Here is a 21583-nt window from a genome sequence, read left to right on the forward strand (position 1 = left end):
CCTCGTAACCTCGGTGAGCTCCTACAGGATTTGGGTCTGCTCACCAAATTGCATTTTGTTTGATAAGGCGAATTTATTCGCGAAGGCGGCGTATCAGACGCAGATATTTTTGCAGGAGAAATCTGTTCGCGAATGAATTCGCTCCCACAAAAAGTGCATTTCAATCTGCGGTTTGTATGTTGTTCGTGAGCTCCCGCAGCCTTGTGCTTGAGTGCCATACATAATTAGCCCAAGCAAAAAAAACCAGCCGACATAGTGAGGCTTCAACTCACTAAGTCGGCTTTTTTATGAACGAAGACTGGAATCCTCTTCCCCAAAACGGCGCCACACTGGAACACCCGGCGACGGCAACCACCCCTGACAAGTCATGGGAGAAGCAGGACACCCTGAACTCTGCCAGTGGCTTTGCCACACAGTCGCGGGATCAGTTGGTGCCCTTGATCAACGAGCACGAACTGGCAACGCAGGCCCGCCAAAAACATCTGCAAGCCCTCAGAGCCAGACCAGGCTTCGCGCTCATCGCTCAGTCAACGCTGCTGCTCAAAGCCTGCCAGATGGACATGGATTACCCGCCCAAGCTGCGTGACTACGTCCGTCAGCAGCTTAAAAAAATGCTTTTGCAAACCATCGGCAAACCACTATCGCCCGACAAACTGAGTATTCGGTTACGAACTGACACCAACCCCGAAATCGATGAAAGCGGGCGCGAACGCTACTCGCGCCGCATGTCGCTGACGGACATAGGCGTGCTGTCCTTCAACAGACCGATGATTCTGGAGCTCATGCAGCACGGTTTTTTCGACAAGCCGCTGGATGATGCGTCGTCCAGCGCAACCTCCACGCTGACCGCCAGCACAGCTCTGGAATTGATCACCAAGGCTTCATGGGGGGCTGATTATCGCGACCTCATGGAGAAGTTCTGGAGCAGGCATCGGGGCACTTATCGAGCCTTGGCCAAACTGTCGTTTCTCGACGAACTGGCTCATCAATTCGCGCGTAAAGTGATTACACGAGAGGGCTATCAGCTCGCGCTGGACGCACTGGGTCTGAAGAGTTTCCCCACTTCTGCGCACGCTCTGGAAATATCCATTCGCGGCACCTACTCGACAGCGAACATGCTGTCGATCAATGGTCAGGTCATACCTGACGCCTTTCAGTTGAGATCGAACAACACGTCGCATTGTTTTATCCATATGCCGGGCCGACGCACAGCACCGCTGGAGTACATCAGTGAAGAACCGCGACACATGACGCAGAAAATAATCGAAGTGTTGAACAGCGTTAATGCGCTCGCCACCACAGCCGATGATTCGATCTCTGCGCAATTGTCAGTGGGCCTGAAGCAAATCGAAGGTGATGTATTTACCGCGATCACCCAGGCCCAGGAAATCCGGTCACTGGATTATCTGGCAACACAGGTCGGCTCAGGAGAGCAGCCTGATCCGCTAAAAGCCATCGGGCACGCAATGAGCCTGCTCAGCGCTGTGGATATCTGGCAGACACAACCGCAGATTCTCAGCCAGATACCTGCTCCGGATCGGCATGCGGCAGACATCATGGGCACTTTCCTGCGCGAGAAGTACGGTCAGCACCTGAATCCCGATCATGTGTTCATCCGCTACCTGCGTGGCCACTCGATCACGCCGTTGGGCAACGCGCGAAATCCGGGCAATGACATTCAGGTGCCCAGCGAAAACCCCGTCAGTCTGAGCGACGCACTGGTGAATAATTACCGGGTTGCGTCGCCCACTGGCTACATCGACCACGGCGGACGAAGCGTCGTGTACCTCGATCCGACAGGCAAAGGAGAATGGTCAGCCAGCCAGGAGTTGCCCATTGATCCGCAGGCCATAGAGAAAAAAATTCAGCAGATAGACTTTCTGAAGCTGATGAACGGGCATATCGATACATTTTGGGAGCAGCATAAAAGCGCCGTTGAAGATTCACTGCAAAACCACTTCATGACCCAAGCGGTGCTGTGCCTGAAACTAGGCAGCTTGCGGCGAACGGGGTTCGACCTGATCGTGAAAGCGCTGGACGAACAACACAACAGACCCGAAGGCACGCCGGTTCAGTGGTCGGTACCTGGCTTCTTTTTACAGCACTCGGTCTTTGAAAACCCTTCGCCCCAGAACTGCTCCAGCCTACTGGTGCTCAGCGAACCGGGCAAAGCGTCGAGGGTGTTCTACCAGGCGGGCATGATCAAAGCCTTCGTCGAGTGCCCGAGCGAAGCTCTGCTTCAGCACTACCTCAAACACGCCGCGCTCAGTCAGACGTGGCGACAATCCGTGCTCAACTACGTCCCCCTGCGCCACCACGAACGGCTCACCTACATCCTGAAAGTCTGGTCAGGCGAGCAAGCCCCAAGCGAACCGGTTTCCTCGCTGCGCCCCTGGACCGATGTACTGATCAATCACGACGTACATAAAGCCATGGCGCAAGACCTGGATAAGCACAACGTTACGAACTCACCTTTTGCCTGCATCAGACAAGGACTGCAGCAGAACAGCCGCTGGGATGCCGAAGACATCATCGTCACCTCGCACGAGGTTTCGCTGCGTTACTGGAGCCGCCGATTCAACCATCTGCAATTACTACTGGCGCCCATGTCGTTACTCATGACGCCCGCTCTGATTGCCTCGCTGGCCACCGAAGTCGGCATTGCGGCATTGAGTATCGTCTCAGCAAATCTGCCCGGCGCCCGTTATGCCGAGAAGCAACAGGCTTTTCTGACGATCCTGTCTCTAGCGCTGCTGCAAATGCCGCCCGTTACCCCCCGAATGGCCCACGCGTTGCGCAGGTGGGCAGCGCCGGTGAGGCCCGCTTTGCGCTCGGTAACTTCAGCAACCCACACCACGAAAAGTTTTGGTACCTGGTTGAACCGCTCGATGGGGCCCCGGCAAACCCGTCTGGAAAAATTCTTTCATACCGATGCCATGCTCAAAACCTGGCGCATTCCCGCCAACCCTTGGTTTTCGACACTGGCGGTCAAGGCGTGGAAGCTGCGACGTCAGTTTTTAATCTGGACCGCCGAAACAGGGCAGGCACGCACGCTGGTCATCAGCAGCCATGGCTACCATCTGCCGTGGAGCAAACAAGCCGCAATCCCCAATGGGACCGAATTGCACGTCTACACGCCTCACGGACACTCGTTGTCTGATCCCGGGCTGCATCGGGTAGTCAGCAGGAAGGTGGAAGCATTTGCGGTCCTTGATACGCAGAACAACAGCGCAGTCAAACCGGCCCCGCCGGGCTACACATTGACGGATAAGTTGATGGCGGGCACCTCGCGACAGGGCATGATAAAAAATTACACGCTCGGGAAATTCCAGAGCCCCAACTACGAGAGCTATCGGGACATTAGCCACATCGTGCGCAACTCGAACAGTTCCCCCTTCCTGAGCTCTTTACCGCCTGCCCCCATGGACATACTGACCGTCAGAAATCGCTTCGGCATGCCCAATCCCAGCCTGGAAAACCTGTTTGAAGCGTTGGCGGACAGCGGCATTCATTACGACCGGATCGTGCTCCTGCACTGCCGCTGCTCATTGCTTAAAGCGCTGGTGGGACAAGCACCGGTGTATCGCGCCCCATGAATGCAAAACAACCTATTTGCAGCTAGCGTGAGCACAAAATCGTCGAAAAACATTTAACCTCCCGATAGCGCAAAGACTGATGGCGGGCTAGCATGCCTGCCTTCATGGACAGGCAAAACATTCGGACACGTTATGGCTTTTCGCTCTGCTGGCCCTTCGCAACGCTCGCTCCTGTTTACGCTGGTGATCCTCCTGGGCTGTGGCTTTCTGGCAACGTCGCTGCTCAGCTATTACGCGTCGCGCACGTCCATTCGCGACAACATCATCAATACCGAGCTGCCGCTGACCTCCGATACGGTTTACTCGGAGATTCAGAAGGATCTGGTCCGGCCGGTACTGATTTCTTCAATGATGGCCCGCGACACGTTCATGCGTGACTGGGTTGTGGAAGGTGAACGCAACCCGCAGCAGATCACCCGCTACCTCAAAGAAGTCATGGACCATTACGGGGCGTTTACTACGTTTTTTGTGTCCGACAGCAGCCTGACGTATTACCAGGCCAAAGGCATTCTGAAGAAAATCGACGCCCGCGAGCCGCGCGATGTCTGGTATTACCGTGTCCGGGATATGGAAGCGCCATATGAGATCAACGTCGATCCGGACATGGCCAACAAGGACAACCTGACGTTTTTCATCAACTATAAAGTCTTCGACTACGACAACAAATTCATTGGGGCCACGGGGGTCGGGCTGACGGTAGACGCCGTCATCAAGCTGATCGACCGCTATCAACAGCGTTATGACCGCAGCGTGTATTTCGTCGACGCCTTCGGTCGTATCGTGCTGACCGGCGAAAGCGGAGGGCCGCAGGGCGCGGCTATCGGCGAGTCACTCAATCAGTTGCCGAGCATGGCCAACCTGCTGAGCAAAATGCCTAAACCGCTCAGCGGCACTTACGAACATCGGGTCAACGGCAAAGAACACTTTCTCAACGTGCGCTACATACCGGAGCTGAACTGGTACCTGTTCGTCGACAAGGAAGAAGAATCCGCGCTGAGTGACATACGCCACTCGCTGTACCTGAACCTGTTTATCTGTCTGGTGATCACGCTGATTGTGGTCTACCTGCTGAACCTGGTGGTGAGCCGCTTCCAGTACCGGATCGAAGCCCAGGCAACCCTCGACAGCCTCACCGGCCTGCCGAACCGGCGCGGTTTCAACCTGTGGGCTTTCAAGACCTTAAAGGATGCTCAGCGCGATTCGCGTCCACTCACAGCGATGCTGCTGGATCTGGATCACTTCAAACGACTCAACGACACCCACGGGCATCTGGCCGGGGATGAAGTGCTGGCCGGTTTTGCTGACGACCTGAAAAGCTGCCTGCGTCAGTCGGACATCATTTGTCGTTGGGGTGGCGAAGAGTTCATCATCCTGCTCAAGGGCACGGATACCGCTAGTGCCCATGAAGTCGCGGAAAAAATTCGGCTATTGGCCGAGCAACACACTTACCTGTTCTCCCGCGAACCGCTACAGGTAACGGTCAGCATCGGCCTGAGTCAGGTACGATCCGACGACACGCTGCAAAGCCTGATCGCCCGCGCAGACAGCGCGCTGTATCGCGCCAAGCAAAACGGTCGTAATCAGATCTGCACGGAGGCGCCACCCGCACCATGAACACCTCAGACAATGCCGCGCAGCGCTGCCCAGCCTGCGGGGCAAGTAACGCTTGCACCCTGGCAGACCCACGCACCGCAGATCAGGCGTGTTGGTGTTTTTCGGTGAGCATCGACCCGGCGGTGATTCAGGCGCTACCGGAAGAACTGCGCAACGAAGCCTGCCTGTGCCCGCGTTGTGCGGGGATCAATGATGCGCTTTCGGACAAAACTGATCCGAGCCGCGACTGAACCCTGCGCAAGATTCTATGTTTGCCCGCAAGCCTGATTAACGACGTGGGACCGGCTTTAGCCGGGAAGGCGGTATCTCTGTAGATGAAGATTCAGCGTCTGTCCCGGCCTCTTCCCGGCTGAAGCCGGTCCCACGTCATTAAACTCAATCCTGGGAGCGAACTCATTCGCGAAGAGGCCGGTGCGTGCAAAATCCATCTGCCCATGGTTAATGACGCCTGATCTGTAGGAGCTGCCGAAGGCTGCGAAGCGTTCGTCCTGACACACCGCCTTCGCAGCCTTCGGCAGCTCCTACAAGAATTGTCCCGAATCAGCGCCAGCACCTCGGAACAGGTAACATACCCGCCCTTCTCCCTTGTAATCACCACCGCCATGCGCCTCGATCGTTTCCTCAGCAACCTGCCACGCTTCAATCGCAAAGACGTACGTCTGGCGTTGATTGGCGGGCGGGTCAAAGTGGACGGGCAACGGGTCAGCGACCCGCATCACGATGTGCGTGAGTTCAATCGGGTAGAGTTTGACGAGGAAGTCCTGCAAGTCGGCAAGCCAGCGCGCTACTTCATGCTGCACAAACCTCAAGGCTGCGTCAGCGCCACCACCGACCCGCACCATCCCACGGTGCTGGACCTGCTGCACGAACCGGACAAGCAGGAACTGCACATTGCCGGTCGACTGGATTTCAACACCACCGGGTTGATGCTGCTGACCAATGACGGCCAATGGTCACGGCGTCTGACTCAACCCCAGACCAAGCTGCCGAAAGTCTATTACGTCGAAACCGAGCAACTGATCGACGAGCGTTATGTGCAGACTTTTGCCCAGGGTTTGTACTTCGCCTTCGAAGACCTCACCACTCAGCCCGCACAGTTGACCGTGCTGGGTCCACGTAGCGCGAGATTGAGCATCGTCGAAGGCCGCTACCATCAGATCAAGCGCATGTTCGGCCATCTCGACAACAAAGTGCTGCGCCTGCATCGTGAAAGCATGGCTCACCTGAAGCTGGACCCCGCACTGCAACCTGGCCAATACCGCGAGCTAGAGCCTTCGGAGATTCAGGGCGTATAAGCCTTTACTGACCGCTCGGCAGACTGGCCAGACAAACTACGAACGGCACTTGCGGGTTAGCCCATCCACTGCTTGAATCCAATCGTCGGTCCACATGTGACCGGCGAGTCATGCGTGCATTCCAAGAAACCTTTTGCCGCCCCGAGCCAACGCTCACGGCAAATCGCCCGCCAATAATAAAACCTGTCGGCAAGATCATTTCGGATCGACAAGGGCCCCTTTGCAAGGCAATGCCTACCTGTCACGAAACTCGTGCAACGTTGTTTGCGCGCACATCTTGTTTACGTCAGGAGACACACATATGAGGCCAGAAATTGCTGTGCTTGATATACAGGGACAGTTTCGGGTTTACACGGAGTTCTATCGGGCAGATGCCGCCGAAAAGACCATCATCATGGTCAACGGCTCACTGGCCACGACTGCATCGTTTGCCCAGACCGTGCGCAACCTGCACCCGCAATTCAACGTCGTACTTTACGATCAGCCTTATGCAGGCAAATCAAAGCCTCATAACCTCAATGAAAAGCCACTGAGCAAAGAGCTGGAAGGTCAGATCCTGCTTGAGCTGATCGACCACTTCAACGCGGAGCACGTGATGTCGTTCTCGTGGGGTGGCGCGGCGACGCTGGTTGCCCTTTCCCATCGACCACAGCGGATCGAAAAGGCCGTGATCAGCTCGTTCTCCCCGGTGATAAACGTGCACATGCGCGACTATCTGGAGCGCGGTATCACGCACCTCAGCGTTCATGATCGTTATGAAGTCGGCAATCTGGTCAACAGCACCATTGGCAAACACCTGCCGCCGCTGTTCAAGCGTTTCAACCATCGGCACGTGAGCAACCTGGACACCCACGAATACGACCAGATGCACTTCCACATCAACGATGTATTGACCCTGGATACCAAGAGCTACCTGACGGTCGCGCAGAACATCAACGTGCCGGTGCTGTTCCTTAACGGTGAGTGGGACGAGTACACCGCGGCCACCGACGCCAGACTGTTCGCCCCGGTTGTTCAGCACAGCACCTTCAGCACGATCCAGAGCACCGGGCACTTCCTGGACATGGAACACAAATCTGCCTGCCGTGACTCGCGCGACGCCCTGATGGACTTCCTCACGCCAAAACCTGAGGCCCGCAGCCGATCAACCTATCACTACCAACAGGCACAACCCCTACATGCCTTCGCCCTCTGAACCCGACGCACGACCGAGCAAGGGAACCCATCCGCCCGTGCAGCACGCACAAACAGGCGCGGATGGGCTCCGTTCGAGACAGGTATTCAGGGAATTAAAAACAGGGGCGAGAAATTAGCGCTTCAATTCAGCGTGCCGTTCTGGTACAAAGTCAGCCGCTTCAGAGCGGGTGTAGTTTAGTGGTAAAACGAAAGCTTCCCAAGCTTTAGTTGAGGGTTCGATTCCCTCCACCCGCTCCATTTCTTTCAAGGCTTCTGTGCCTTTCTTGTAACCTCCATAACTTCCTGCTTATTTTTTTCGCTTCGGCACGCTTCGACTGCGCTCGTCCATACCTGACTGCATTATTTCCTGTAGGAGCTGCCGAAGGCGGCGATGGCGGTGTGTCAGGATAAATGCTTCGCAGCCTTCGGCAGCGCCTACGAGGAATGCATTTCAACTTCAAAAGCCTGATGCAACGATGAGCCTGCGAGTTAACATCGCTCCCGGCCCCCCTTCGTTCAAGGAGCATCAAATGGCAGACAAAGCACACCATTACGAAGTCCAGGTCACCTGGACGGGTAACCAAGGCACAGGAACATCGTCCTATCGCGGTTACAGCCGGTCACATGTCATCCAGGCTGAAGGCAAACCCTCCATTGAGGGATCTTCCGATCCAAGCTTTCGCGGCGATCCGAAACGCTGGAACCCGGAGGAATTGCTGCTCGCCTCGTTATCGGCCTGTCACAAACTCTGGTACCTCGGTCTTTGCGCCGAAGCCGGAATAGTCGTGGTCGAGTACGAGGACAATGCAGAAGGCACAATGGTCGAGGAGAGCAACGGCGCGGGCCAGTTCACCTCAGTTGTGTTGAAGCCAAAAGTCACTCTGGCTCCGGGCTCTGATATCGAAGCCGCTCAGGCCCTGCACAAGACAGCTCATGAGAAATGCTTCATCGCGCGCTCGGTGAACTTCCCGGTCAGTCATGCAGCTGTCATATCGGTGACTGCGACCGCATAAATACCTGACTGGACTGTTTCCTGTAGGAGTGAACTTGTTCGCGAGACGTTGAACCTGCGCAATCAGAAATTACGACTCGCCAACACGTTAGCTCCTACAATCTACAACCCCTGACTATATCGACAAAAATCGCGTCGCCCTTCTCCACCAAGGGCGTTTCTCGCGGGTTTCGTGCAGCAGGATGTTGGGCATGTCCCGCAGACGAATCCACGATTCATTCTGCCAGTGCAGCAGGTTCATTGATGCGCCATCCCAGTCCAGCATACCGAGGAGCGGACGTTCGATGCGGCCTGGGTTTTGAACGTCACGCAGCACAGGCACGACCTGCAATGTTAGCCATTCACGCAGCTCACGATTTTGCGCCGAGGGGTGGTAAATCAGTAATGCGTATGCGCCTGACTCGTTGACCATCAGGGTGTCCTGAGTCGAGCCGTAGCAATGCAGCGGCAAGGTACGACACTCGTCGCGTCCGAGTTTTCGGGTTTTGCGTTCGTCGATGAACAAGCCCATCAAACGGCCCAGATCGCGGGCACAGAACCAGGCCTGGTTTTCCAGCATGAGCGCGTGGAGCGGGAGGGTTTGGCGGGTGAATCGGGTTGGGATGAAAGGCGTCGTTTCAGTTGTCGGCATCAGTCTATTTCTCTTTGCTAGTTAGACTGCCAGCTACCGTCGCCAAACGAATAGGGTGGCAGTTGTACGCAGGTTGGCGAACCGGAGCAAAGAACCGGCAGACCCGAAAGTCTCCCACGTACAACCGCCATAGCGGATCGCGGGCAACAACTGCCCGCTTCCGAATGGTACACGCTATACATCATTGCTAGCCGGATCGCCAAATCCAGTGCTGAGTTATTCAGCAGCCGCGGAGGTTACGGCGCGGGCTTTGGTCAGGCAAGGCAAGAAATGTAAAAAACCGGGGTGAGAGAACACATTGATAAATTTAATTTAGTGGTTATAGTAACCACCATTGAAGATCTCAAGGAAGACGTGTGAATAGCCGACACCTCATCGCTCAGATAGAGGCTGACGGTTGGTATCTCGTGAGGGTCAAGGGCAGTCATCACCATTTCAAGCATCCAACCAAGCCTGGACTGGTAACGATTCCTCACCCGAAGAAAGATCTACTGACCAAGACAGCAAGCAGCATATTGAAGCAGGCCCTGCTCTGACAGGCAGGGTTTCACTAAGTCCCAGGGAGGACTAAACAGTGCTTTACCCAATCGCGATTCTTCCCGGTGATGAACAGCACGCATGGGGTGTCGAGGTTCCAGATATCCCCGGCTGCTTCTCTGCCGGTGACGACCTGGACGACGCCATGGCGATGGCTCGCGAAGCCATTGAAGGACATCTGGAAATTCTGGCTGAGGATGGTTCGGCCATTCCGACCGCGCAGAAAGTGACCGTGCACGCGCAAAATCCGGATTACAAAGGCTGCACATGGGCGTTGGTGGACATTGATATCACCAAGTACATGGGCAAGTCCGAGAAGCTCAACATCACCCTGCCCGCTCACCTGCTGACCCGGATTGATGAATACGTGAAGCATCATCCTGAAGAGAAGAGCCGCTCGGGCTTTTTGGCTTCGGCAGCGCTCAGGGTATTGCATGAAGTGCGAGGTTAAGACGCCAAACGTTACACCAGCGAACCGTTAGGCACATCGTAAATACCTGGCTGCACCGTTTTCTGTAGGAGCTGCCGAAGGCTGCGATGGCGGTGTTTCAGGATAAATGTTTCGCAGCCTTCGGCAGCTCCTACAGAAAATGCATTTCAACCCAGTAGTTTGCATGTTGTTAGCGAGGCGGAGCGTCAGGTATACCGCCTCGCCAACAAGTTGCCTCCTACAAAAATAGACCTCAATCCTCTGCGACCCCCGCAAACCACCCCTGAAACAGCAACCGTACCGCATCCGTCCAGCGGGTCCACCAGCTTCCTGCTTCAACACTTTCCAGCGCGATCAACGGCCGAGTTGCCAGTTTTTGCTCGCCGTCAAACACGTCAATGCTGCCGACCACTGCGCCTTTATCCACAGGGGCAATCAGCGGCGCATCGATGTGGATGCGGGTTTCAGGCTTGTGCGAACCCTTGGGTGTTGTCAGCGTAATGTCATCGAGAACACCCACGGCAAGGGTGTTTTCAGCCCCCTTCCAGACTCTCGGGTGGCTCAAAGGCTGAAGCGCTTTTTCAAAGGTCTGGTTCTCGTAAAAGCGGAAACCGTAGGTGAGGAGTTTCTCGGTATCTGTCGCACGTGCCTGCGCCGAACTGGAGCCGAACACTGCGGTAATCAAGCGTCGTCCATCCCGTACAGCGGAGGTCACCATGCAGTAACCCGCCGCTTCGGTATGCCCGGTCTTGAGGCCGTCAACCGTACTGTCACGCCAGAGCAGCAGGTTGCGATTGGGCTGCCGAATACCGTTCCAGGTGAAGTGCTTTTTCTTGTACAGCGGGTAGTACGCCGACTCGTCGTTGATGATCGACTGGGCAAGCATCGCCATGTCATGGGCAGACGAGTAGTGATCAGGTTCTGGCAGGCCAGTCGGGTTATCGAAATGGGTATTGCTCAGCCCAAGACTTTGCGCGGTTTTGTTCATCAGGCTGGCGAAGCTGTCGGTACTGCCCGCAATGTGTTCGGCCAGCGCAACGCTGGCATCGTTGCCCGAGTCGATGACGATGCCTTGCAGCAAGTCGTGAACGCTGACGCTGCTGCCCGGATCGAGGAACATTCTGGAGCCTTCGGTGCGCCAGGCGTTTTCGCTGACGGTGACCAGTTCGTCCGGTTTCAATTGCCCGGCCTGAATATCCCGTGTGGCCACGTACACCGTCATCAGTTTTGTCAGGCTGGCGGGCGGCAGACGCTCGTCGGCGTTGTGCTCGACGATGACATGACCGGTATTCGCGTCCATCAATACCCAGGCATTCGCTGACAACTGGGGCGGTGAAGGAATCATGGCACCGGGCGTCGGAGCGGCCATGCCGACGTTCGACCAAAGGGCGTAAACGCAGATCAGGCTGATCCGCAATATCAGTGGTTTCACAGGGCGCAGGTCCAGATTGGCAGAAGGCCCGCCAAAGTAGGTGATGGCCTGCCCTGTCTCAAATGAAGCAAAGTTAAGAAAAGTTTAAGCGCGCCAGTGTGTTAGCTAAGTCAGTGGGCAGTCGATCACGATCCGTGTGCCGCCTGACTCCGAGGCTCGAATATGCAAGGTAAAAGCATGCAGGCGCACCACGGCCGCTACCAACGAAAGACCAAGCCCGTAACCCGGTTGCTGACGGCTGGCATCGCCGCGATACAGCCGCCGCACCACACTTTCCCGCTCGGCTTCGGGGATGCCCGGACCGTCATCAATCACTTCGATGCGCAGACTGTCGTCCACGACATGCGCCCGCAGACAAAGCCGCCCGCCCGGCGCGGTGAACTTGATCGCGTTATCCAGCAGATTCGTCAGCGCCTCGAACAGCAGCGCCTGATCACCTTTCATGACGGGTAAATCAGCGCCCAGCTCAAGGGCGAGAACCTGGCCCTTTTCCTGCGCCATGGGTTCGTAAAACTCGTGGGCCTGGCGCAGTAATACGTCAGGCTGAAAAGACGCAAAGGCCAATCGCCGTCGGGTGTCTTCCAGCTCGGAAATCCTCAGCAGTCCCTGAAAACGAAACATGATCGCTTCGCTCTCTTCCAGCGCCAGACTGAGGCTAGATGCGTGCGCGTCGGTCATGGGCAGTTGCTGTAATTGATAGAGCCGAGCACGCAAACGCGTCAACGGCGTGCGCAAGTCGTGGGCGATGCCATCGCAGACGCTTTTGACCTCATGCAACAGCCGCTCGATATGTTCGAGCATGGTGTTCACGGCGCTCGCCAGCATGTCCAGCTCATCACGGGCGGGCGACAGTGGCAGCCGCTCTGACAGGTTGCCGGAGACAATACGCTCGGTGCTGCGCTGCAGCCGTTCGACGCGACGCAATGGCCTGCGCCTGAGTAATTGCCAACCGATCAGGCCGGGTATCAGGGTCAGGGACAAACCCCAGAACAGCGCCTGACCGATGATGCCTGCGACAGCCGATATAGAGCCGCCGTCTCGGGCCAGCACTAATATTCGGCCGTCATTGCGGCGCTGTAGAAATGCGTGGCTGCTACGGGTTTCGCTCAAGGTGTCCGCGATCCGCAAACCACGTTTCAGGTAATGCACACGGCCGTCATCGGGCAAGCTGGAGCGCAGCTTCAGCAAGTTGCCTGCGATGTACTGCCCGTTGCCTTCAAACAACCCATAGGCGTCGATGCCGGGAATGGAATACGCCTCGCTGCCCTGCAATTCATCAAGCAGGTTGGCGTCATCGATTTTTTGGTAATAGTGCGCGCGCTGCATCAAGGTGCGCTCGGCCACGGTGCCGAGATAATCGGAAATCTTCCAGTACAGAACACCGGTGAACACCGCGCCCCACGCAACAAAGAACAGTGCGTAAAGGCCGATCAGCCGACTGTTACTGGAGCGCCAGCGCTCAGTTTTGAGTGCCAAGCACGTACCCCGACCCACGAATGGTATGAATCAACGGCGCGCCTGGCCCTTCGATCTTTTTGCGCAAGCGACCCATGTGGACATCAATGATGTTGGTGCCGGGATCGAAGTGATAACCCCAGACCTCTTCAAACAGCATGGTGCGCGTCACTTGTTGCCCGGCATGACGCATCAGGTAGGTGAGCAATTTGAACTCGGTGGGCAGCAATGTGATGCGCTCGCCGGAGCGCGAGACGGTGTTCTCGATCAGGTCGAGGGTCAGGTTGCCAACGTTGAGCTGATGGATCTGCGACTCGGCAGTCGGGCGTCGTAACAGTACCTCCAGGCGCGCAACCATTTCGACCATCGAGAACGGCTTGGTCAGGTAATCATCGCCGCCGCACCGCAACCCTCTGACGCGCTCATCAACATCGGATAATGCGCTGATCATCAATACCGGGGTGCGAATGCCGAGGCTGCGCAACGTAGTGACGATGGTCAGGCCATCGAAATCCGGCAGCATTCGGTCCAGGGTAATAGCGTCATAGCTGCCAGCGATTGCCATCGCCAGGCCGTCACGCCCCGTACTCGCTCGTTGCACGTCAAAACCATGAGCTTGCAGCTCGGTGGCGATGGATTGTGCGGTCACCTCATCATCTTCGATGACCAGCGCCTGATTCATGATTATCCCCGCTGACAGTCCGCGCATGCGGCGTTGAAGAACCGCGAGCCTAGGTAGTTGGCCACGGTGGGTAAACTAAATATTTATTAACGCAGGGTAACTTTTTAAGGGCGCGAGCGCCGTTTAGTGTCGTGTTTTTCTTCAACGAGTCCCCTGCCATGCCACGCTTGTTCACACCCCTCGCCTTTTCATGCGCTTTGCTTACAGCCCTCGCGGCCCATGCAGCGCCGGTGCCCGCACCGACCACGCTGACTGTTCTGAGCTCCGGCGGCATCATGGGTGCCGTTCAGGGAATCGCGCCGGACTACGAGAAAGCCACGGGCGTGAAGCTGAACATTGAAGCGTCGCCTTCCATGGGCAAGACACCTCAAGCCATCCCTAACCGGCTGGATCGAAAAGAGCCGGCTGACGTGGTACTGATGGTCGGCTCTGCGCTGGACAAACTCGTCGCGCAGGACCAGGTCGATAAAGCCAGCCGCGTCGATCTGGGCAAATCCTACATCGCCATGGCCGTGCGCAAGGGCGAGGCCAAGCCGGATATTTCCACCATGGACGCGTTTCGCAAGGCGCTGCTCGACAGCAAGTCCATCGCCTACTCCGATAGCGCCAGCGGCGTTTACCTCTCGCGCATCCTGTTCCCGAAAATGACCCTTGGCGCTGACTTCACAGCCAAGGCCCGAATGATTCCTGCCGAACCAGTCGGTGCAGTTGTCGCCCGCAAGGAAGCGCAATTAGGCTTTCAGCAGCTCAGCGAACTCAAGCCCGTTGAAGGCATCGACATTGTTGGCCTGATCCCGGACCAGGCGCAGCAGATGACGCTTTATTCGGGTGCTGTTACCCGTTCGACTGAACATGCAAAAGAGGCTCAGGCACTGCTGAAATACATGGCCTCCAAGGAAGGCGCAAAAGCCATTGAAGACAGCGGTTTGAAACCTGTAACAACCCGATAAACCGTAAACCTGTAGGAGCGCCGCCCCGGTCGCTCCTATAGAAAAACATTTCAATTAGAGGTTTGGTCACCAAAGCGCAATGTCATAGGTGATGTAGATCCGGTTACTGTCACGACCACGAGCAAAGTCCGAGCGGTACACGTAGTTACGCAGCTTCACGCCGAGCCCTTTCAATGTGCCGCTTTGCAGCACATACGCCAACTCCGCATCGCGTTCCCATTCTTTCAATTGCGCAGCGCCCGCTTTGCCGTTGTCGCCACTCAGATAGCGTGTCGAGAATGTCAGGCCCGGTAGCCCAACGCGCGCAAAGTCGTAGCCGTAGCTGAGCATCCAGGTCTTTTCATCCTCCTCGATGAACTTGCCAATCCCGACGTTGCTGAACGAGTACACGGTAGCGCCGCTGATATAGGGCAGGCCCGCGTCACCGCTCAGGGTCTGATAACCACCCCCGAAACTGTGCCCCGCCAGTGCATAGGTCAATTGCCCGCTGAGCATGTCGTTATCGATTTCGCCTCCGCGTCCCGTTCCGGCATCGACGCTGTTGAAATAACGCAGGTCGCTGGTCAGCACGCCTGATCCCAAAGGCAAATCATGCTGGATCGACGCAAATTGCTGCCGGTAAAAGTTTTCCAGTTCGCCGTAGAAGTAGCTGAGTTTGATGTTTTTCCCGAGTTTGTAATCACCGCCCACGTACGAGAAGTCCGAACCTCGCCCCGTGAAACCATCGGGGACAATTGAACGGCTGTCCGACGAGTCGCGCAGTTTGAATTGATCCAGGTGACCGCCCGTAAGTGTCAGGTTGTCGATGTCAGTGCTGGTGAATTGAGTGCCCTGATACGTCTGAGGCAGCAGCCGCGCGTCGTTGTAAATGAGCAGCGGTGTCTTGGGCAACAGTGTGCCGTACTTCAGCGTAGTCTTGGCCAAACGCACCTTGGCCGCAGCGCCGAGGCTGGCGAACTCATCGGCCGCACGACCGTCGTCATGCACGGGCAGCAAGCCGGTGCCGCTGCGTCCCCTGCCCGAATCGAGATTGACGCCCAACAGGCCCAGCGCGTCGACGCCAAAGCCTAATGGCCCTTGAGTGAAACCGGACTGGTAGTCGAGCAGAAAACCCTGCGCCCATTCAGTACGCTCACTTTTGGCGGTACTGGCAGCGCGAGCGCTCAGACCGTTTTCATCGCGGAAGTTCTCGTTGAAGTAGACATTGCGCAGTTGCAGCTTCAGCTTGCTGTCTTCGATAAAACCAGCGGCTTCTACACCGGCCCACGGCAACAGGGTCAACAGCGGTGCGCCTTTCATGACGGCGATGGCTCCACGCTTGAAAAACATAGTCATGCTCAATACTCATTGTTGTTATTGGAGATGCAGTGATCCGCACGCCCTGCTAAGAGCGTGTGGTTGGTTCAGTAACAGGTGACTAAAAACCGCTTCGTGTTAGGTAATCGCCGAATAACGTCAGAGTCAGTAGGAACTCACCGAGGTTACGAGGCCAGCGATGGCGTACTGTCTGACACACCGCCATCGCTGGCCTCGTAATCTCGGTGAGCTCCTACAGATTTGGCTCAACGCGGAAGCTGCGTTTGCACGAAGAGGGCGACGCCGTGAAGCGAGGTTTCAGGTGCGCTGCTATCAAACAAACAACGTCAGCGCACCGGTCAGCAGTGCCAGGGCTGTGACCACCAACGACGTCAGCACCGCCCATTTAACGGCGGCTTTCTGGAAGTCGCCGATGTCGCGGTCGATCATGCCCATCAGCAGCAGAGTAGAAGCCACCAACGGGCTCATCAAGTGCACCGGCTGCCCCAGAATCGATGCCCTGGCGATCTCCAGCGGGCTGATGCCATACGCCGCTGCGGCATTGGCAAGGATCGGCACCACGCCAAAATAGTAAGCATCGTTGGACAGGACAAAAGTCAGCGGCATGCTGGTCAGTGCAACCACCAGCGGGAACAAGTGGCCCCACTCTGGCGGGATCCACGCCACCAAAGTTTGCGCCAGCGCGTCGACCATCTTGGTACCCGAGAAGATCCCGGCAAACACTCCGGCAGCGAATACCAACAGCACTACGGTCATGGCATTGCCAGAGTGCGCCAGGATGCGTTCTTTCTGAATATCCAGCTGCGGATAGTTGATCATCAGCGCCAGCACAAAGCCGATCAGGAACAGCACCGCCGAGTGCATCAGGCCCATGACCAGCGCGATCATCACCACAACAACCAGCGCCAGATTGACGTAGGCCAGCTTGGGACGCTTGTGCGGGGTATCGCCCAGAATGGCTTCGATGTAGCAGTTACCGCCGCCGCTTTGCAGGTTCACATTACCGATACGTTTACGCTCGGCACGCCCCAGCAGAAAGGCTGTAAACACCACCCAGGCCGCGCCGCCAATCATGGTCGGCAGCAACGGAATGAAGTACTCCCCGGCATCCAGCCCCAGAGCAGCAATGGCGCGTGTTGCCGGGCCGCCCCACGGCGTCATGCCACTCATGATGCTCAACGAAAGCATCGACACGATGCCGAGGATCATCGGGTTCATGCCAATACGTTTGTACAGCGGCAGCATTGCAGCGCAGGTGATCATGTAAGTGGTGGTGCCGTCGCCATCAAGCGCGACGGTCAGCGACAACAACGCGGTGCCCACCGCAATTTTCATCGGATCGCCATTCACGCGTTTGAGGATCTTGCGAATCAGCGGATCGAATAACCCGGAGTCGATCATCAAGCCAAAAAACAGGATCGCGAACAGCAACAATGCTGCAGACGGCGCGACCATTTTCAGGCCATCGAGCATCATCTTGCCGGTGGTACCACCAAAGCCGCCAATGACGGCGAACACTATCGGAACGATCGTCAACGCCACGATGGGAGACAAACGTTTGGACATGATCAGGTAGGTGAACACCACGACCATGGCGAGGCCAAGGAAGGCAAGCATATGGATATTCTCTTGTTGTTATTTTCTGGCCAAGCGAATGCAGCCGGGCTTGCCGAGAACCGTGTGGACGATACCCGATCTACTCGAACAGCGATCGTTTGGAGTGGGCGTTACTACAAAAATTTAACTGGCCAACTGTTGCGCGACAGGCGCATAAACCTCACCGGAAAAAAGCCGGCGAGCAGTGCGGATCACTGAGGCTCGAATCGTTTGCCCGTCGTCCCCCACGTAGGCCAGCGCGACCTGAATAGAGCCACTGGGGTGTTCGATCCGGACCTGTTGCAAACGCGTAGACTCGCCGCCAATTCCGAGCAACTTCGCGACAACAGTGCCGTCGCTGACGCAAGCAGTCGCCAGCCCGATAGAGCCAGTAATGGCCAACGCCTTATGACAGTTATGCGGCATGAAGTAACGAACCTTGAGCGTGCCACCTGCATCCGGCCGCGAGACCAATACCGGTTTGGGGATTACTTTATTGCTGACATCGCCCAACCCCATCGCCATGCCTGCGCGCAGACGCAGAGCTTCGAGTTTGCGCAGGAACTCCTTGTCAGCGTCCAGCTCCGCAGGCGTTTCGTCACCTCGTTTACCCAGCAGGGAAGCTTCGATGATGACCATCGGCATCGCCATATCGATGCAGGTCACCGGCACCCCATCGAGGATGTCAGTCTGCTGACCGGTGGGGAACAACTTGCCCGTCTTGCTACCCGCCGCATCTAGAAACGTCAGTTGCACGGGAGCTGCCGAGCCTGGCACACCATCGATACGGGTCTGGCCTTCGTAGCTGACCTGACCTCCAGGCGTGTTGACGTCAGCACAGACGAAGGTGCCGGTATTGAGGTTACGAATCCGCACCTGAGTCACGTCACCGCTCGCCTTGACCAGCCCCTGCTCCACCGCAAACGGGCCAACGGCACAGAGCATGTTGCCGCAGTTGGGCGCGGTATCAACCCGACGCTGGGACACCATAACTTGCACGAACAGGTAATCCACGTCTGCGTCCTCGTGGGTCGAAGGGCTGACAATCGCGACCTTGCTGGTTTGCGGACTGCCGCCGCCGATGCCGTCGATTTCCAGTTCATGACCGGAGCCCATCAGCGCCAACAGAAGTTCATCACGCTCAGCAGTCGAATCAGGTAAATCGCAGGCAAGAAAGACCGGCCCTTTGGAGGTGCCGCCGCGCATCAGGACGCAGGGAATCGGTTGCATAATGGCTGACTCTTGTTGATCAATGGGTGTCATTGATGTGTTGAAAGCAAGAGTCCCACGGATGTTTTTTCTTATCCAATGCAAAGATCGTAGCGATTATTCCACTTTGGTAAATAATAAACTTGCGCTTAAAATCTCCCATGACTAACCACTGACAGGAGAATAAAAGTGGAATATGAGCTGCAAGATATTCGATCGTTCGTGAAAATCGCCGAACTGGGCAGTTTTCATGAAGCTGCTGAAGTGCTGCATATTTCTCAGCCAGCATTGACCCGGCGCATCAAGAAGCTCGAACAGGGACTGGGCACCTCGCTACTCGATCGCACCACTCGCAGGGTGAGCCTGACCAGCGTAGGGCGAGACTTTTTCCCCAAGGCACGCCGTCTGCTGGACGATTTTGAAGACTCGATTCTGAACATTCGCGAGCTGGCAGAACGGCAGATTGGTCAAGTGACCCTCGCCTGTATTCCCACTGCGGCGTTTTACTTTTTGCCCTCGGTGATTCGCCTGTACAACGAGCGCTATCCAAAAATTCGCATTCGATTGCTGGACCTCAGCGCCAACGAAGGACTGGAAGCAGTACTGCGCGGGGAAGCAGATTTCGGCATCAACATGATGAGCGGCCAGCATCCGGATATCGAGTTCGTGCCGCTGGTAAAAGAGCCTTTCGTGCTGGCCTGCCGTCGCGACCATGAACTGGCAAAACGCGAGTCTGTGTCCTGGATCGAACTCAGCGAATACCGCCTTATTGGTGTGGGACGTCTGAGCGGCAACCGGATGATCCTTGACCACGCATTGGCAGGGCTGAGCTGGCGTCCAAAATGGTTTTATGAGGTGCAGCATTTGTCGACATCGCTGGGCATGGTCGAAGCAGGTTTGGGCATTTCGGCCATGCCCAGCCTGGCGATGCCGGCCGAAGGTCACCCAACCCTGGTCAGCGTGCCGCTGGTTGATCCTGTGGTCGACAGAACGCTGGGGCTGGTGTCGCGGCGCGGAGCCTCGCTGTCTCCGGCCGCGGAAAAATTCGTCGCCATGCTGCTGGAGCAGTGGCCGCAGTGATGATGTCGCTCAGCCAATCCGCGATCTGTAGGGCCCACCGAGTTTACAAGGCCAGCGAGGACAGGTTCGCTGTCGCTGCCTCGTACTGGTCGTGAGTCCCTAAAGGATCTGTGCATTCAATCTGGCTCGAGCGGCCTGACCGTCAACACCTGAGTGACAATCCGTCAGTTCCCACCTCGTTATTCTTTCCCGCTCATCTGCGTATAGTTTTGCTCAGACAACAGCACATTCGTTACATCGGTGTTGTTCATTCCGGGTTCAACTCGACGTGTATTTTGCATCCCACTTTTTAGTGAAACATTGCTGCGACTGCTCACGTCAAGTGTCCAGGCTCTGATGCCTCTTGCGCGATCGTCGGTGGCTGCAACCCACGCTCATGGATTGAGCTAACGTCTTGAGTCAGCCTCTCGTGCCCTGCCGAGAGCTGGAGGTTTTATGTCAGAGAGCAATAACACTCCGATCACCCCGACGAGTTCACGCAGGCAAGTTCTCAAGGTTGGCGCAACTGCGCTGGCTGCTGGCTCACTCTCGGCAATGGCCATTGGCAGCAACGCTGCTCAAGCGGCAACTTCAGCCCCTACTGGAAAAGGACATCACGACATGACAAGTTTCACGACTAGCGACGGCACCGAAATCTTTTACAAAGACTGGGGCACCGGCCAACCGATCGTTTTCCACCACGGCTGGCCACTCAGTTCCGATGACTGGGACGCGCAGATGCTGTTCTTCGTGTCCAAGGGCTATCGTGTGATCGCTCACGACCGTCGTGGTCATGGCCGCTCGACGCAGACCGCGACCGGTAATGACATGGACACCTACGCCGCCGACGTTTCTGCGCTGGTGACTCACCTGAAACTCAAGGACGCTGTGCACATCGGCCACTCCACAGGCGGTGGCGAAGTGGCTCGCTATGTCGCACAACACGGCGCTGGCCGCGTGGCCAAGGCCGTACTGATCGGCGCAGTACCACCGATCATGGTCAAGTCCGCGAACAACCCCGGCGGCCTGCCGATTGACGTGTTTGACGGTTTCCGCGCCGCACTGGCAGCCAATCGTGCCCAGTTCTACAAGGAAGTGCCGATCCCGTTCTACGGCTTCAATCGCGACGGCGCCAAAGTCTCTGACGGTCTCAAAGACAACTGGTGGCGTCAGGGCATGATGGGCGGCGCCAAAGCCCATTACGACTGCATCAAGGCCTTCTCGGAAACCGACTTCACCGAAGACCTGAAAAAGATCACCGTACCGGTGCTGATCCTGCACGGCGATGATGACCAGATCGTGCCGATCGCAGACTCGGCTGAGTTAGCAATCAAGCTGGTCAAAAACGGCACGCTGAAAGTCTACAAAGGCTATCCGCACGGCATGTGCTCCACTCACCCTGAGGTCATCAACGAAGACCTGCTGGCCTTTATCAAGGGTTGATGGTTTCTGAATTGAACCCAATCCTGTAGGTGCTCACCGAAGGTGCGGGGCCAGCGATCGCGGCGTCTCAGACAAACCGCAATCGCTGGCCTCGTAACCTCGGTGAGCTCCTACAGGGCAATCATTGCTACACGACAGCAATTTACGTA

The 21583-nt window shown here is 56.5% G+C and carries 18 protein-coding genes and 1 tRNA gene; 12 read left to right on the forward strand and 7 right to left on the reverse strand.

All coding sequences use genetic code 11. From position 1 onward, the window contains the following. Positions 1-287 precede the first annotated feature (287 nt). From AUC60_RS03570 to AUC60_RS03600, 7 genes are all read left to right on the forward strand, one after another. Entirely contained in the window at positions 288-3596 is a 3309-nt protein-coding gene (locus tag AUC60_RS03570) for a dermonecrotic toxin domain-containing protein (protein WP_087264714.1), read from the forward strand. A 132-nt stretch (positions 3597-3728) separates the two neighbouring features. Next, positions 3729-5210, forward strand: coding sequence for a sensor domain-containing diguanylate cyclase (locus AUC60_RS03575; protein WP_087264715.1), 1482 nt, complete (start codon positions 3729-3731; stop codon positions 5208-5210). Continuing rightward, positions 5207-5440 carry a cysteine-rich CWC family protein gene (locus tag AUC60_RS03580; RefSeq protein ID WP_087264716.1) on the forward strand — a complete coding sequence of 78 codons (234 nt, stop codon included), beginning with the start codon at positions 5207-5209 and terminating at the stop codon, positions 5438-5440. The genes AUC60_RS03575 and AUC60_RS03580 overlap by 4 nt, the downstream gene beginning before the upstream one ends. A gap of 372 nt (positions 5441-5812) precedes the next feature. Then, positions 5813-6505, forward strand: a complete 693-nt coding sequence (locus AUC60_RS03585; RefSeq protein ID WP_087264717.1) for a pseudouridine synthase — start codon at positions 5813-5815, stop codon at positions 6503-6505. Between the two features lie 301 nt (positions 6506-6806). Then, positions 6807-7700: an alpha/beta fold hydrolase gene (locus AUC60_RS03590; protein ID WP_087264718.1), complete on the forward strand. Its 894-nt coding sequence runs from the start codon at positions 6807-6809 to the stop codon at positions 7698-7700. Between the two features lie 165 nt (positions 7701-7865). Then, a tRNA-Gly gene (locus tag AUC60_RS03595) sits at positions 7866-7939 on the forward strand. A 272-nt stretch (positions 7940-8211) separates the two neighbouring features. Further along, a complete protein-coding gene (locus tag AUC60_RS03600; protein WP_087264719.1) occupies positions 8212-8694 on the forward strand; it encodes an OsmC family protein in 483 nt (160 codons plus the stop codon). A gap of 114 nt (positions 8695-8808) precedes the next feature. On the opposite strand, the gene AUC60_RS03605 is transcribed toward AUC60_RS03600, so the two are convergent. Next, positions 8809-9324 carry a BRO-N domain-containing protein gene (locus tag AUC60_RS03605; protein ID WP_087264720.1) on the reverse strand — a complete coding sequence of 172 codons (516 nt, stop codon included), beginning with the start codon at positions 9322-9324 and terminating at the stop codon, positions 8809-8811. Positions 9325-9680: 356 nt separating this feature from the next. Between AUC60_RS03605 and AUC60_RS03610 the strand changes: the two genes are divergently transcribed. Together AUC60_RS03610 and AUC60_RS03615 are read left to right on the forward strand one after the other, a co-directional pair. Beyond that, positions 9681-9860: a type II toxin-antitoxin system HicA family toxin gene (locus AUC60_RS03610; protein ID WP_087264721.1), complete on the forward strand. Its 180-nt coding sequence runs from the start codon at positions 9681-9683 to the stop codon at positions 9858-9860. A gap of 38 nt (positions 9861-9898) precedes the next feature. Continuing rightward, complete coding sequence (locus AUC60_RS03615) at positions 9899-10312, forward strand: type II toxin-antitoxin system HicB family antitoxin (protein ID WP_087264722.1); 414 nt, start codon at positions 9899-9901, stop codon at positions 10310-10312. A 232-nt stretch (positions 10313-10544) separates the two neighbouring features. Here the strand turns inward: AUC60_RS03615 and AUC60_RS03620 are convergent, their stop codons facing one another. The 3 genes from AUC60_RS03620 to AUC60_RS03630 all read right to left on the reverse strand — a co-directional run bounded on the left by AUC60_RS03620 (position 10545) and on the right by AUC60_RS03630 (position 13860). Then, positions 10545-11660, reverse strand: coding sequence for a D-alanyl-D-alanine carboxypeptidase family protein (locus AUC60_RS03620; RefSeq protein WP_087264958.1), 1116 nt, complete (start codon positions 11658-11660; stop codon positions 10545-10547). A 168-nt stretch (positions 11661-11828) separates the two neighbouring features. Then, a complete protein-coding gene (locus AUC60_RS03625; protein ID WP_087264723.1) occupies positions 11829-13199 on the reverse strand; it encodes a sensor histidine kinase in 1371 nt (456 codons plus the stop codon). Continuing rightward, positions 13183-13860 carry a response regulator transcription factor gene (locus tag AUC60_RS03630; RefSeq protein ID WP_087264724.1) on the reverse strand — a complete coding sequence of 226 codons (678 nt, stop codon included), beginning with the start codon at positions 13858-13860 and terminating at the stop codon, positions 13183-13185. The genes AUC60_RS03625 and AUC60_RS03630 overlap by 17 nt, the downstream gene beginning before the upstream one ends. 158 nt (positions 13861-14018) lie before the next feature. Between AUC60_RS03630 and AUC60_RS03635 the strand changes: the two genes are divergently transcribed. Beyond that, positions 14019-14810 carry a substrate-binding domain-containing protein gene (locus AUC60_RS03635; RefSeq protein ID WP_087264725.1) on the forward strand — a complete coding sequence of 264 codons (792 nt, stop codon included), beginning with the start codon at positions 14019-14021 and terminating at the stop codon, positions 14808-14810. A gap of 66 nt (positions 14811-14876) precedes the next feature. On the opposite strand, the gene AUC60_RS03640 is transcribed toward AUC60_RS03635, so the two are convergent. From AUC60_RS03640 to AUC60_RS03650, 3 genes are all read right to left on the reverse strand, one after another. Beyond that, the gene (locus AUC60_RS03640) at positions 14877-16145 is read right to left on the reverse strand and encodes an OprD family porin (protein WP_087264726.1); all 1269 of its coding nucleotides are present in this window, start codon (positions 16143-16145) and stop codon (positions 14877-14879) included. A 294-nt stretch (positions 16146-16439) separates the two neighbouring features. Further along, positions 16440-17744, reverse strand: a complete 1305-nt coding sequence (locus AUC60_RS03645; protein ID WP_087264727.1) for a CitMHS family transporter — start codon at positions 17742-17744, stop codon at positions 16440-16442. Positions 17745-17867: 123 nt separating this feature from the next. Beyond that, entirely contained in the window at positions 17868-18953 is a 1086-nt protein-coding gene (locus AUC60_RS03650) for a 4-oxalomesaconate tautomerase (protein WP_087264728.1), read from the reverse strand. A gap of 168 nt (positions 18954-19121) precedes the next feature. On the opposite strand from AUC60_RS03650, the gene AUC60_RS03655 reads away from it, so the two are divergent. Together AUC60_RS03655 and AUC60_RS03660 are read left to right on the forward strand one after the other, a co-directional pair. Further along, complete coding sequence (locus AUC60_RS03655) at positions 19122-20012, forward strand: LysR family transcriptional regulator (protein ID WP_027901660.1); 891 nt, start codon at positions 19122-19124, stop codon at positions 20010-20012. Between the two features lie 600 nt (positions 20013-20612). Then, positions 20613-21434 carry an alpha/beta fold hydrolase gene (locus AUC60_RS03660; protein WP_167384310.1) on the forward strand — a complete coding sequence of 274 codons (822 nt, stop codon included), beginning with the start codon at positions 20613-20615 and terminating at the stop codon, positions 21432-21434. Positions 21435-21583 lie beyond the last annotated feature (149 nt).

The sequence above is a fragment of the Pseudomonas caspiana genome (genome assembly GCF_002158995.1).
GTDB lineage: Bacteria > Pseudomonadota > Gammaproteobacteria > Pseudomonadales > Pseudomonadaceae > Aquipseudomonas > Aquipseudomonas caspiana.

Bases quoted from the DNA above. Each gene is read 5' to 3' on its own strand.
- AUC60_RS03570 (WP_087264714.1), top strand. From the start codon at position 288: ATGAACGAAGACTGGAATCCTCTTCCCCAAAACGGCGCCACACTGGAA.
- AUC60_RS03575 (WP_087264715.1), top strand. From the start codon at position 3,729: ATGGCTTTTCGCTCTGCTGGCCCTTCGCAACGCTCGCTCCTGTTTACG.
- AUC60_RS03580 (WP_087264716.1), top strand. From the start codon at position 5,207: ATGAACACCTCAGACAATGCCGCGCAGCGCTGCCCAGCCTGCGGGGCA.
- AUC60_RS03585 (WP_087264717.1), top strand. From the start codon at position 5,813: ATGCGCCTCGATCGTTTCCTCAGCAACCTGCCACGCTTCAATCGCAAA.
- AUC60_RS03590 (WP_087264718.1), top strand. From the start codon at position 6,807: ATGAGGCCAGAAATTGCTGTGCTTGATATACAGGGACAGTTTCGGGTT.
- AUC60_RS03600 (WP_087264719.1), top strand. From the start codon at position 8,212: ATGGCAGACAAAGCACACCATTACGAAGTCCAGGTCACCTGGACGGGT.
- AUC60_RS03605 (WP_087264720.1), bottom strand. From the start codon at position 9,324: ATGCCGACAACTGAAACGACGCCTTTCATCCCAACCCGATTCACCCGC.
- AUC60_RS03620 (WP_087264958.1), bottom strand. From the start codon at position 11,660: ATGGCCGCTCCGACGCCCGGTGCCATGATTCCTTCACCGCCCCAGTTG.
- AUC60_RS03630 (WP_087264724.1), bottom strand. From the start codon at position 13,860: ATGAATCAGGCGCTGGTCATCGAAGATGATGAGGTGACCGCACAATCC.
- AUC60_RS03635 (WP_087264725.1), top strand. From the start codon at position 14,019: ATGCCACGCTTGTTCACACCCCTCGCCTTTTCATGCGCTTTGCTTACA.
- AUC60_RS03640 (WP_087264726.1), bottom strand. From the start codon at position 16,145: ATGACTATGTTTTTCAAGCGTGGAGCCATCGCCGTCATGAAAGGCGCA.
- AUC60_RS03645 (WP_087264727.1), bottom strand. From the start codon at position 17,744: ATGCTTGCCTTCCTTGGCCTCGCCATGGTCGTGGTGTTCACCTACCTG.
- AUC60_RS03650 (WP_087264728.1), bottom strand. From the start codon at position 18,953: ATGCAACCGATTCCCTGCGTCCTGATGCGCGGCGGCACCTCCAAAGGG.
- AUC60_RS03660 (WP_167384310.1), top strand. From the start codon at position 20,613: ATGACAAGTTTCACGACTAGCGACGGCACCGAAATCTTTTACAAAGAC.